Source organism: Clostridium sp. (assembly GCF_047718555.1).
In the GTDB taxonomy this organism is placed as follows: Bacteria; Bacillota; Clostridia; order Clostridiales; family Clostridiaceae; genus Clostridium_I.
Genome location: NZ_JBDNRK010000007.1, coordinates 78,597 through 91,471 on the forward strand (window position 1 = coordinate 78,597; position 12,875 = coordinate 91,471).

Genomic DNA, 12,875 nt, shown 5'->3' on the forward strand with positions numbered 1-12,875 from the left:
GGGAAAGGGTTCTCTTATAGGGGGGGAAACTGTATGAATGATTATTTAGTAGGAATAGATATCGGATCTTCAAAGATTTGTGCGGCAGTAGGCAGATTCAATAAAAATGGGGAACTTGCAATACTTGGTGTTACATCTGTTGCTTGTCGTGGATTAAAAAAAGCTGTTGTAGTTGATATTGACAATTCAGCAGAATCCATAAGGGAATGTGTAAAAAAGCTTGAAAGAATGGTAGATATTGAAATAAAAGAAGCTTATATTTCACTTCCTGGAGGAATAAGTGAACTTGTACATAATACCGGAATAGTTGCCATATCTTCTGAAGATAGGGAAATAAGAAAGAGTGATGTTGATAGAGTTTTAGAGGCTGCTAAACTTATATCAGTTTCATCCGATAAAGAAATTATAGGTATTGAACCACAGCAATTTATTATCGATGGCTATGATAACATTAAAGATCCAGTTGGAATGAGTGGCTTAAGATTAGAAGTAGAAGCAGAGGTACTTGTGGCACAAACCACCATAGTTAATAATCTTATCAAGAGTGTAAATAAAGCAGGAATTGAGGTTAATGGCATCTGTCTTCAACCAAAAGCAACTGCTAAAGTTGTATTAATGCAAGAGGAAAGAGAAATGGGGGTTGCATTAGTAGATGTAGGCGCCGAGATAATAGATGTAACTGTAATTAAAAATGATAATGTATGTTTTACATCAATAATACCATTGGGTGGTAATAGTATAACTAACGATATATCGTTAGGTCTCAAGATACCTTTGAGTGAAGCAGAAAAATTTAAGATTAAATATGCAAATTTATTAGATAATTCTATAAACTCAGAAAAAGATGATTTCAATATTAAGTCCTCTTACAATGAAGAGATAACAGTAAATTATAATTTTCTAAGGGAAATTATAGAAGCTAGGGTGGAGGAATTAATAACACTTACTAGAAATCAAATAATTAAAAGTGGACATTTTGAGGAGATTACTGATGTTGTATTTGTTGGAGGGGGAATTTCATCAATTAAGGGAGTCATAGATTTATCAAAAAGCATATTAAAAAAACCTGTTAGAATTGGATCGCCTAAATATGTAGGTGCTGCTAATCCTATATATGCTGCAGCAGTTGGTATTGTAAAAGATGCCTCGGATATTTTTAAGCAAGGTGAAGCCTTAGGTAATTACCATGAGGAAACAGAAAATGATAGTATCTGGAATCAAAGTAATAAAAAAAGTTATGAAAATACAAGTGTCTTATCAAAAGTGAGAAATTTTCTTGCAGATTTTTTCTAATGAGGAGGTAATATTGTGCTTGATTTTGATGTTGATGTTCAACAATTTGCGCAGATAAAAGTTATAGGATGTGGTGGAGGAGGAAATAACGCTGTTAATAGAATGATTGTAGAAGGACTTAAAAATGTAGAGTTTATTGCTATAAATACAGATAAACAAGCTTTAGCACTTTCCCAAGCTTCACAAAAGATACAGATAGGAGATAAGCTTACTAAAGGTCTTGGAGCAGGTGCAAACCCTGAAATAGGCCAAAAAGCTGCAGAAGAGAGTAAAGATGAAATATCAGAAGCCATTAAAGGAGCAGATATGGTATTTATAACGGCTGGTATGGGTGGTGGAACCGGAACTGGTGCGGCACCTGTGGTTGCAGAAATAGCTAAATCTATGGGTATACTTACGGTGGGAGTTGTAACAAAACCTTTTCCTTTTGAAGGAAGAAAAAGAATGATTCATGCTGAAGGTGGAATAAAAAGTTTAAAGGAAAGAGTAGATACATTAGTAACTATTCCTAATGAGAGACTACTTTCCATTGTGGATAAAAAGACTACATTAGTTGAATCCTTTAAATTTGCTGATGATGTTTTAAGACAAGGTGTTCAAGGTATATCAGATCTTATAACAATACCAGGACTAGTTAATCTTGATTTTGCCGATGTGCGAACTGTAATGCTAGACAAGGGACTTGCTCATATGGGAGTTGGATCTGGTACTGGAGATACAAGAGCTGCCGATGCAGCAAAGGAGGCTATATCCAGTCCTTTACTAGAAACTTCAATTGTTGGAGCAACTGGTGTGCTTCTCAATGTAACAGGAGGAGAAGACCTAGGACTTCTTGAAATAAATGAGGCCGCACAAATTGTTCAGGAAGCGGCGGACCCTGATGCAAATATAATTTTTGGAGCAGTTATTGATGAAAATTTAAAAGATGAATTGAGAATAACTGTAATTGCTACAGGTTTTGAAAGTGATAAAACAGAGACTACTTTTATAAATAATATTAAAGAAGAAATTAAAAAGCCAGAACAAGAAGTTGCAAGTACAGTGGATTACTCATCAAATATCAAACAAAATGATTTAGATGTCCCAGCATTTCTTAGAAGACAACATAAGGGAAAATTATAGATTGAAATTTTGTTTTTTTTGGAATGCAATTTCTAAGACAAAACAGAATTTTTGTTATTAATAAGAGATTGTAACTATAAATTTTTAAATAGTTTATAGTTACAATCTCTTATTTTATTTGCTCAGATACTTTAAATGAATTTTTATAAGATTTATTATATTTTTTATAAAATTTTTGTATGAGAATGAACTTAATTGATGTTATTTATTGTAAACTGACATATTTAAGAAATAAAAAATGCTGCTTAGAAGTTACAAAGTGACAAAATTTTATAGAATTAAGTTATATAATAAACTCTAAAAGGGGGATTAATATGGTTGTGTTTTTAGATGTACTTATAATTGAAAATTTAATTGTGAATATGTTTCTATTGTACGTAACTTCTCAGACCTTGAAAGTAAAGGTTAAATTAAGGTATTTATTTATAGCCGGTTTGCTGGGAAGTCTATATGTTTTGACTATTATATATCCCGTTCCTAAATTTTTTACTTCTATATTTTTAAAATTTATTGTTGCTGCAGTGATGATATTAGTGACTTTTAGAAAGAGCAATATACTATTTAATATTAAAGCATCAGGTATATTTATTTTATATGCAATGATGACAGCAGGCTGTTGTATTTTTATAGAATTATACTTTAGTAAAGGTTTAACCTTTGATAATATGCCTACTTTCTCTTATAAATATATTTTATGTACACTAATGATTTTGTATATGGTACTCCATAGAATTGTTATATTTGTTAAAGATCGTAAGGAGATTTTAAATTTTATATATGATGTAGATATAGTATTTGGTGAAAAAAAGAAAAGAATAAAGGCATTCTTGGATACAGGAAATGAACTTAGAGAACCGGTGACTAATCTTCCCGTTATGATTGTTGAAAAAGATATTTTATCTGACATAAATATAAAATCAAAAGAAGTATTTTACATACCATTTAAAGTTGTAAATGGCTCAGGTGGGCTTTTAAAAGGATTTAAGCCGGCTGACGTAAATATTTGTAAAAATAATATTTTTGAAAAAACTGAATTGATTGTTGCTGTTTGCGATACTAAGCTCAGTGACTTAAATGATTATAATGCTTTATTATCAAGAGGAATTATTTAGTATTGGGGGAAATGGGTATGTGGTTAAGAGTATTGTTTAATAGGATATTAGTAAAGTTTAAAATTTTTGCGAAAAAAGTTATGTATATTGGAGGAAACGATGCTTTGCCACCACCTCTTACTAAGGATGAAGAAAATGATCTGGTAAACAAATTAGTGGATGGTGATGAAAGTGTACGATCTATTCTTATTGAAAGAAATTTAAGATTGGTGGTTTATATAGCTAGAAAATTTGAAAATACAGGTGTAGGTGTGGAGGATTTAATTTCTGTAGGCACAATAGGTTTGATAAAAGCTGTGAATACTTTTAATCCAGATAAAAAAATTAAATTGGCAACTTATGCCTCCAGATGTATTGAAAATGAAATACTAATGTATTTAAGAAGGAATAGTAAAGTTAAAGCTGAAATATCCTTTTATGAGCCGCTCAATATTGATTGGGATGGAAATGAGTTATTATTATCAGATATATTGGGAACAGAAAATGATGCAGTATACAATTTGATTGAAGATGAAGTAGATAAACAACTGCTAATAATAGCAATGAAAAAATTAACTATGAGAGAGAAGGAAATAGTGGAATTGAGATACGGCTTAAATGGTAAGGGTGAGAAGACACAAAAGGAGGTTGCAGATATGCTTGGAATATCTCAATCCTATATTTCTAGACTTGAAAAGAGAATAATAAAGAGGCTAAAAAAAGAAATTAAAAAAATGTTGTAAGGTTGTCTTTAGTATAAAATCAGTTTTTCAAGGGAATAATTTAAATGCTATTATTCTAAAGGGGCTGATGAGATTGATGATCAATAAAGTAGAAATATGCGGCGTTAATACTTCGAAACTTCCAGTATTAAAGGAAAAAGAAATGAGAGAACTTTTGCTGCAGATGAAAAATGGCGATAGAACTTGTAGAGAGAAATTTATAAGAGGAAATTTAAGGTTAGTATTAAGTGTTATACAAAGATTTAATAATCGTGGGGAAAATGCAGATGATTTATTTCAAGTTGGATGTATTGGATTAATAAAGTCTATAGATAACTTTGATTTAAGTCAAAATGTTAAGTTTTCTACATATGCAGTTCCTATGATAATAGGTGAGATAAGGAGATATCTAAGGGATAATAATTCTATAAGGGTTAGTAGATCTCTTAGAGATATTGCCTATAGAGCATTGCAGGTAAGAGATAAGCTAATTGCTAAAAATAATAAAGAACCTACAGTATCTCAAATCGCAAAGGAACTTAATGTTCCAAGAGAAGAGGTTATATTTGCTTTAGATGCCATTCAGGATCCTATATCTTTATTTGAACCTATATATCATGATGGAGGAGATGCCATATATGTAATGGATCAAATTAGCGATAGTAAAAATCTAGATGATAGCTGGCTTGAAAATATATCCATAAAAGAAGCTATGAAAAATTTAAATGATAGAGAAAAACTTATATTAAATATGAGATTTTTTGATGGAAGAACACAAATGGAGGTGGCAGATGAAATAGGAATATCTCAAGCTCAAGTTTCAAGACTTGAAAAAACAGCTTTGAGGCATATGAGAAAATATGTATAAAATATTCGAAAAGTTAAGTGAAAGAAGACTAAGGTCATATAAATATTAATATCTAGATCGCTATTAAATATAAGTAATAGCGATCTTTTATTTTTATTAAAAAATCATATAATTACTGATAATAAAGTAATTATATACAATTTATGTAATATAATTTAGTATAGGTATTATTCATTTAGGCATGTGAAAATAAATAGTAAGTCAAAGATACGACGAATATTTTGAATCCAACAAGGAAGCAGGTGACCAGGATAGTGGGCTATCTGAGGGTTCTGCTGACGCAGTAGGATTCAAAATAGGCTAGCATACTGACTAGTTATTTATTTGAATATGCCTTTTACAAGGAGGAATATAATAATGGAAAATGGTATGTATTCTTTAAATAGCTTAAGATCTATGGAAATAATAGATATAAATACGGGGTGTAAACTAGGATATATAAAAGATTTAGTAGTGGACTGTGATAATTATAAAATTATCTCTATTCTAGTACCAAATCAAAATGCCGGGTGGTTTTCAAAAAATAATGACATAGAAATTCCATGGCCTCAAATAACTAAGATAGGAGTTGATGTGATTTTAATAGATGGAAGAGATATACTATACAATAATGATTGAAGATTTTAGGATTTTAAGTGTATAATATATGTATTATTCTATACAAAGGACGTGAAAATATTGAAATGCCCATTTTGTGGATTTGAAGACAGTAAAGTTATTGATTCTAGAGCTACAGAAGATAACATGGCTATCAGAAGAAGAAGAGAATGTTTACAATGTAATAAAAGATATACTACCTATGAGAAGGTAGAAGATATTCCTATTCTTGTAATAAAGAAAGATTCAAGTAGAGAATTTTTTGATAAATCCAAGATAATTAGCGGACTTATAAAAGCATGTCAAAAAAGACCTATATCTAGAAAGCAAATAGAGGATATTGCCAGTGAAGTTGAGAAGAGTCTTAGTAATGAGATGTTAACAGAGGTAAAATCTGATATGATTGGTGAAGTTATAATGGAAAAATTAAAAGAAATAGATGAGGTCGCTTATGTAAGATTTGCATCAGTATATAGACAATTTAAAGATATTAATACCTTTATGAAAGAAATAAGTAATTTATTAACAAATAAGAAATTAAAATAATGAGTTTTACTGTTAAATTCTTGTTAATAATATTAAATTTAAATTTTAAAAGTGTTATATATGCTAATATAATAGAGGTGGAAAATGAATATTACCGTTGATAATTACGAATTTATAAATTTTGAAGATGACAATATAGGAATTAATTTTTCTACTGCAAAGAGTAATTTAGATTTCAATATGTCAACTTCTGAAGGATTAGAAAATCTTGAAAACATAAAGATGTGGTTCCAAGTGGATGAGGTAGGCTATCTTAAGCAGACTCATAGTGACAAAATATATTTATATGATGGTATTGTTCATGAAGGTGATGCAATTATTACGGACAAGCCAAATGTGGCAATTGGAGTATTTACTGCTGATTGTGTGCCGGTTTTAATTTATAGTAAAGATAGATCTATAATAGCGGCGGTACACAGCGGTTGGAAAGGTACATTTCTTGAAATTGTATATAAAACTGTAAAAAGAATTGTAAATATGTATTCTGTAGATGTAAAGGACATTAAAGTTTATATAGGTCCTCATAATAGGGAATGCTGTTACGAATTTGGAAAAGATATAGCTGCAAAATTTTATGAAAAGGACATATACAAAAACATAAAATTTTATAATAATGGTAAACTTAATTTAGAGGCTTGCATAATAAAGCAACTTGTAAAAATTGGAGTGCTTAAAGAAAATATAAAAAGTTTAAATATTTGTACATTTTGTAATGATAGATATGAGCTCTTCTCCTATAGAAAACAAAAGGTGGGTTATGGGAGAATGTATTCTTTTATATATATGAAGTGATGATATTGGAGGTACAATTTTATGGCTGGAGAAAAAATATTAATTGTAGATGATGAAGAACATATTATAGAACTAATAAAATTTAATTTAGAGAACAATGGTTATAAAGTAATATGTGCTAATAATGGAAATGACGCAGTTAAACTTGCTAAAAGTGAAATCCCTCAACTTGTATTATTGGATCTGATGCTTCCTGGATTGGATGGTTATGATGTTTGCAGAGAGATAAGAAAAGATCCATCTATCTCAACTGTACCTGTAATTATGATTACAGCTAAAGGTGAGGAAATTGATAAAATATTGGGCTTGGAATTGGGTGCAGATGATTATATAACCAAACCATTTTCCATAAGAGAAATGATGGCAAGAGTAAAGGCCATGTTAAGGAGAGCAAAAACTCAATATCATGATGATACTTATGCAATTGCTGACATAAATATTGATTTCCAAAAACATGAAGTTATAAAACAAAATAAAAAAGTAGAATTGACTTTAAAAGAATTTGAATTACTTCAGATTCTTATAAAAAATAAAGGCAGAGTTATGACTAGAGACTTTTTACTGGATAAGGTTTGGGGATATGAGTATATGGGGGAAACTAGAACGGTTGATGTACATATAAGGCATTTAAGACAGAAGATTGAGGATGATGATAAAAATCCAAAATATATTGAAACCATTAGAGGCATCGGATATAGATTTAATTACAATGGGGAATAATATGAAAAAGAAGATTATACTTTACACTTTAGCTACTGTGTTTTTTACATTAATAATAGTAACTTTACTTTTTATATCTCTAGTCAATTATCAATATGAACAGAATATTAAATCAAATCTTAAAAGCAATAATGAATTTATTATAAAGGTTCTCGATTTTAACAATTTAAGTAAAAACAGAGAATTTTTAATTAAAGAATATGGCAATTCTAATATAAGTGTTACTTTTATAGATAAATATAATAATGTTATATTTAATTCAGATAAAGATTTTAAGAAATCTACTGAAAATTCTTATTTTGAAATTAATACGGCTAAAGAAAATAACGATTCTTATGCTATAAGATATAGTAATACATTAAACGAAAATGTTATGTATGCTGCAATTAAATATAATGATTATATTATTAGAAGTGCACAACCATTGAATTTTATAGAAACATTAAAAATGTCTTATTTAAAATATTATTCTCTTATGATATTAATAACCTTTTTAGTATCTTTATGGTTTGCAAAAAAATTATCTAACATTATTATAAAGCCAATAAAGGATTTAGAGACTATGGCGGATATGGTAGATAAAGGAGAAATTAAAAAAACTATCATGATTGATTCTGATGATGAATTAGGCAGTCTTGGAAAAAAATTCAATAATATGGCAGAAAAATTGAAGCTTACAATGAAGGATTCACTAGATAAACAAAATAGGATTGAGGCTATACTAAAAAGTATGGAAAGTGGAGTTGTTGCAGTAGACAGAAAGCGTAAAGTTATAATGATTAATCCTTACGCTGAAATGTTATTTGGTATAGAAAAAAATATTATAGGTGAAAATCTAATGGACAGCATCAGAGATTTTGAAATTGAAGATGTATTTAAATCTGGTTCTAATGGATTTAAGGAAATTAAAATATTGTGGCCAGAAGAGAAAGTTATTAGAATTAAAACTGCAGATATAGTTAATGAGGAAAAAAATATTGGTAAAGTAGCTGTGTTCCAAGATATAACTGATATTAGAAAACTTGAAAATATGAGGTCTCAGTTTGTGGCAAATGTTTCTCATGAATTAAAAACACCTCTAACATCAATAAAAGGATTTACGGAAACCTTAAAATATGTGGAAGACAATGAAAAGAGAATTCAATTTTTAGATATAATTGATGAGGAAGTGGAGAGACTAACTAGATTAATAAATGATATTTTAAGTTTATCACACATAGAAGCGCAAAAGGAAATGAAGCAGGAAATGTTTTCTGTAGATGAGATAATAGATAATGTGTACAATTTAATGAAGAATACAGCTGAAAATAAGAATATATCTTTAGCTGTTGTAGAAAATTCACCTATAAAACTTTTAGGAGATAAAGATAGGTTTAAGCAGATGCTAATTAATTTAGTTGATAATGCTATAAAGTATTCTGAAAACAATGATAGTGTCTATATTTCTTCAAGTATAGAGAAAGATATATGCATTTTATACGTTGAAGACACAGGTTTAGGTATATCACAAGAACACATTAAGAGGCTTTTTGAAAGGTTTTATAGAGTAGATAAAGCACGTTCTAGAGCAAAGGGAGGAACTGGTTTAGGCCTTGCCATTGTAAAACACATAGTTTTAAACTTCGGTGGAACTATTGAAGTAAAAAGTGAGCTAGGCAAGGGAAGCAAATTCATTATAAAATTGCCAGTATCAATGAATCTTACTTAGTGGGAGTTTTTATGACCCTCTAATGCTTACTAATAGAGTTCTTAATATCGCTAAGCTTAAATGAATTATCTTTTATAATTAACATGTAATTAACATTGGCTAAAATTAAATTAACATAAATAGGTTAATATTTAGTTGTTAATTATTACTCATTAGAGGGGAGATACTGCATGAAAAAATCTAATTTAGCATTAAAACTGAAGAAATTTGTATCAATGTTGAAATTTAAAGAGCCTGCATTAATATTGAAATTAAAAAAATCTATGTCAACATTAAATTTTAGGAAGTCTATATCTTTGAAAATAATAGGAATTGTATCTTTAGCTATAATATTTGTTATGATATTAGTAGGGGGAATTATATATTTTATAACTTATAATAAAATGTTAGATATGAGCAAAGAAAATATGAAGATTCTATCTCAGGAAATAAGTAATAATTTTGATAGTTTAATATTAATACAGACTAGTGATATGGGAAAAATAGCTTCTGATATCGGTGTGAATAAAGTTGCCCTTGCAAATGCCAGTAATCCAAAAGAAGTTTTTCAGAAGAATTATGGTGGTGATGTAGAAGAACTTAGGAGTAATCTTAAGCAATATGCAGCTTCAAATAAATACAATGAAAATATATTTGTTACAGATAAAAATGGATTAGTTATTACTTGCAGTAATGATGATTTTTTGAGATTTGATTTAAGTAATAATGACTATATTAAGCAAGCCTTAACAGGAAAAAGTGTTATGAGTAGTGTATATACTTCAGTAATATCAATTAAGCCAGTAGTTACTTTTGTACAACCTATAAAGGATGATAAGGGTAATGTAATTGGAATTGTGGGCAAGAATATTTTTACTGATTATTTTTCTAACAAGCTTGATAATTTTAAATTTTTGAATTCAGGCTATGCATTTATAGTGGATGGATCTCAAAATACCATATATAGTCCTATAAAAATAAATATCAATAAAAAGGTAGATATTAAGTCCATTTATGATTTGTCTAAAGATAAAAATTTTTTAGGGACTAAGAATTCAAAAGATATGGAATATAATTACGGCGGTAAAAAATATTACTCCAATTCTACAAGTATACCTGAATTAAATGCCATGGTAGTTCTTACAGTTGGACAGAACGAAATTGAAAGGTCACCAAAAACTATAGGTACAGTTATATTAATATTGAGCTTATTGTTAATTATAGTAATAACTCTGTGTTTAAATGTAATAATTAGAAAGATTTTTGAACCAATGAATTTATTAATTAAAAATACACACGAAATATCAAAGGGAAATCTTACTGTAATAAATGAAATAAAATCTAAAGATGAAGTTGGAAAACTTACTTTAAGTTTTAATAATATGACTCTCGATTTAAAAAATCTTTTAATTGAGATAAAGAATACTATTAGGGGTCTTATACATATAAATAGTGTGGTAAAGAGTGCTCAGCAAGATACTGTTACAGGTATGGAAATAATAAATAAAAGTACTGAAAGTATATTAGAAGATACTATGAAAATGTCTAATGCAGTTGAATGGAGTTTTAACTCCTTTAGTACAATAAAGGACAGGCTTTTAAATATAAAAGATCAATCTGGAAAAGTTTTAAATGAGGCAACTAAAATTAGAGAAATAAATAAACAGGGAATTTATACTATAGATGAATTGAAAAATGTTAATGTAGAATCAAATAGGAGAATGAATGATGCCAGTGACTCCTTTAAAAAATTAAATGACAATTTAAAGAATATAACAAACATAGTAGAAGCAGTAACCGATATATCAAAACAGACACATATACTTTCTTTAAACGCATCCATAGAAGCAGGAAGATATGGGGAAATAGGAAGAGGATTCAATGTAGTAGCTATTGAAATAAAGAAATTGTCTCAAAATATTTTTTTACAAATGAATAAAATAGAGGAAATTGTAGAATCCTTAAATTTAGATATGCATTCTGCTGAGAAAAAAATACAAAGTGCAAAGCAGGTTACCTTATCTCAATCTCAATTTGTGAAGAATACCATAGATAACTACAATAATATGCTTAATTCTACAGAAGGTATAGTTAATTACATAGATGAGGTAGATAAGAGCATAGAGGACTTAAATGATAAAAATGATTCTATGTATGAAAAGTTAAATGAAGTTAAAGAAGCTTGTGAGGACTTTAATGACTCAATAGAGATAGTAAAACAAGTAGTAGCAGAGCAATATGATGGCACAAAAAATATGAATAATATTATAGATAAAATGGGGAAAAATACAGAAAATATAGTTGTTAGCATAAATAAATTTACTGTATAAAATTGGAATGTTAAATTAAATTAACATAGGTATAATATTGTATTAACCTTGTTTTGATATTATAATTTTGTAAGGTAAATGATAATAATATTTTTTATAGTTTGAATGGAGGTACCCTTATGAAAAGTAAAAAACTTAAACTTGTGGTTACAGCAATGGCAATTACAGTGGTTGCTGGACTATTTGCTGGATGTGGAAACAGCAGTAGTTCTTCAAATAATGCTGCAAGTAATGCAAGTAATTCTTCAAGTACATCACAAGCAGTTTCAGGTTCAATAACACTTTCTGGATCTACAGCTCTTCAACCTTTAGCAGAAAAAGCCGTAGATGGATTTAAAGCGAAAAATCCAGATGCAACAGTAAATGTACAAGGTGGCGGTAGTGGAACTGGATTAACACAGGTAAGCCAGGGAGCAGTAGATATCGGAAATTCAGATATTTTTGCTGAAGAAAAATTAGATGCGACTACTGCTAAGACTTTAGTTGATCACAAGGTCTGCGTTATTGGATTTTCAGTAGTTACAAGTAAGGATGTAGATGTTACAAACTTAACTAAAAAACAAATTCAAGACATATTTACTGGTAAAATAACAAACTGGAAAGATGTTGGCGGTAAAGATTTAGCTATAAATGTTATTCATAGACCAAGCAGTTCTGGTACTAGAGCTACATTTACAAAAACAGTTATGGATGGAACTAAGGAAAAAGATGATTTAGGAACTACTCAGGATGCAAATGGTTCAGTTAAAACCGCTATGGAAAAAACAACAGGAAGTATTAGTTATTTAGCTTTATCATATTTGACTGATGACGTTAAAACTAGTATAAAAGAATTACAAATTGATGGAGTTGCTCCAACTACAGCAAATATAACTTCAGGAAAATATCCATTCTGGTCATATGAACATATGTATACAAAAGGTGAAGCTACTGGTGTAGCTAAAGCATTTATTGATTATATTCAAAGTGCTGATGCTAAAGATACGGTTGTGAAGTTAGGATATATTCCTTCTAGTGAAATGAAAACTAAATAGTACATATTAGGCTGGCTGTTTATTACAGCTAGTCTAATGTATTTTATAAAATAAAATTGTTTGAGGTTGATTA

General features: G+C 29.1%; 12 protein-coding genes. All 12 read left to right on the top strand.

From position 1 onward, the window contains the following. Positions 1–33: 33 nt before the first annotated feature. The 12 genes from ftsA (at position 34) to ABF633_RS04775 (ending at position 12,802) form a co-directional block, all read left to right on the top strand. On the top strand, positions 34–1,293 hold the full coding sequence (ftsA, locus tag ABF633_RS04720; RefSeq protein ID WP_415522491.1) for a cell division protein FtsA: 1,260 nt from the start codon (positions 34–36) through the stop codon (positions 1,291–1,293). A gap of 15 nt (positions 1,294–1,308) precedes the next feature. Beyond that, on the top strand, positions 1,309–2,415 hold the full coding sequence (gene ftsZ / locus ABF633_RS04725; protein ID WP_415522492.1) for a cell division protein FtsZ: 1,107 nt from the start codon (positions 1,309–1,311) through the stop codon (positions 2,413–2,415). A 314-nt stretch (positions 2,416–2,729) separates the two neighbouring features. Next, positions 2,730–3,527, top strand: a complete 798-nt coding sequence (gene spoIIGA, locus ABF633_RS04730) for a sigma-E processing peptidase SpoIIGA (RefSeq protein WP_415522493.1) — start codon at positions 2,730–2,732, stop codon at positions 3,525–3,527. A gap of 11 nt (positions 3,528–3,538) precedes the next feature. Beyond that, positions 3,539–4,249, top strand: a complete 711-nt coding sequence (gene sigE, locus ABF633_RS04735) for an RNA polymerase sporulation sigma factor SigE (protein ID WP_415522494.1) — start codon at positions 3,539–3,541, stop codon at positions 4,247–4,249. Positions 4,250–4,322: 73 nt separating this feature from the next. Then, positions 4,323–5,096 carry an RNA polymerase sporulation sigma factor SigG gene (gene sigG / locus ABF633_RS04740; protein WP_415522495.1) on the top strand — a complete coding sequence of 258 codons (774 nt, stop codon included), beginning with the start codon at positions 4,323–4,325 and terminating at the stop codon, positions 5,094–5,096. Positions 5,097–5,453: 357 nt separating this feature from the next. Continuing rightward, complete coding sequence (locus ABF633_RS04745; protein ID WP_415522496.1) at positions 5,454–5,714, top strand: YlmC/YmxH family sporulation protein; 261 nt, start codon at positions 5,454–5,456, stop codon at positions 5,712–5,714. A gap of 60 nt (positions 5,715–5,774) precedes the next feature. Then, positions 5,775–6,239, top strand: a complete 465-nt coding sequence (gene nrdR / locus ABF633_RS04750) for a transcriptional regulator NrdR (RefSeq protein WP_415522497.1) — start codon at positions 5,775–5,777, stop codon at positions 6,237–6,239. An 84-nt stretch (positions 6,240–6,323) separates the two neighbouring features. Then, on the top strand, positions 6,324–7,031 hold the full coding sequence (gene pgeF, locus ABF633_RS04755) for a peptidoglycan editing factor PgeF (protein ID WP_415522498.1): 708 nt from the start codon (positions 6,324–6,326) through the stop codon (positions 7,029–7,031). A 21-nt stretch (positions 7,032–7,052) separates the two neighbouring features. Beyond that, positions 7,053–7,751, top strand: coding sequence for a winged helix-turn-helix domain-containing protein (locus ABF633_RS04760; protein WP_415522499.1), 699 nt, complete (start codon positions 7,053–7,055; stop codon positions 7,749–7,751). Between the two features lies 1 nt (position 7,752). Beyond that, on the top strand, positions 7,753–9,459 hold the full coding sequence (pnpS, locus tag ABF633_RS04765) for a two-component system histidine kinase PnpS (protein ID WP_415522500.1): 1,707 nt from the start codon (positions 7,753–7,755) through the stop codon (positions 9,457–9,459). Between the two features lie 170 nt (positions 9,460–9,629). Beyond that, positions 9,630–11,768, top strand: coding sequence for a methyl-accepting chemotaxis protein (locus ABF633_RS04770; RefSeq protein WP_415522501.1), 2,139 nt, complete (start codon positions 9,630–9,632; stop codon positions 11,766–11,768). A gap of 119 nt (positions 11,769–11,887) precedes the next feature. Next, on the top strand, positions 11,888–12,802 hold the full coding sequence (locus tag ABF633_RS04775) for a phosphate ABC transporter substrate-binding protein (protein ID WP_415522502.1): 915 nt from the start codon (positions 11,888–11,890) through the stop codon (positions 12,800–12,802). Positions 12,803–12,875 lie beyond the last annotated feature (73 nt).

Bases quoted from the DNA above. Each gene is read 5' to 3' on its own strand.
- ftsA (WP_415522491.1), top strand. From the start codon at position 34: ATGAATGATTATTTAGTAGGAATAGATATCGGATCTTCAAAGATTTGT.
- spoIIGA (WP_415522493.1), top strand. From the start codon at position 2,730: ATGGTTGTGTTTTTAGATGTACTTATAATTGAAAATTTAATTGTGAAT.
- sigE (WP_415522494.1), top strand. From the start codon at position 3,539: ATGGGTATGTGGTTAAGAGTATTGTTTAATAGGATATTAGTAAAGTTT.
- ABF633_RS04745 (WP_415522496.1), top strand. From the start codon at position 5,454: ATGGAAAATGGTATGTATTCTTTAAATAGCTTAAGATCTATGGAAATA.
- pgeF (WP_415522498.1), top strand. From the start codon at position 6,324: ATGAATATTACCGTTGATAATTACGAATTTATAAATTTTGAAGATGAC.
- ABF633_RS04760 (WP_415522499.1), top strand. From the start codon at position 7,053: ATGGCTGGAGAAAAAATATTAATTGTAGATGATGAAGAACATATTATA.
- pnpS (WP_415522500.1), top strand. From the start codon at position 7,753: ATGAAAAAGAAGATTATACTTTACACTTTAGCTACTGTGTTTTTTACA.
- ABF633_RS04770 (WP_415522501.1), top strand. From the start codon at position 9,630: ATGAAAAAATCTAATTTAGCATTAAAACTGAAGAAATTTGTATCAATG.
- ABF633_RS04775 (WP_415522502.1), top strand. From the start codon at position 11,888: ATGAAAAGTAAAAAACTTAAACTTGTGGTTACAGCAATGGCAATTACA.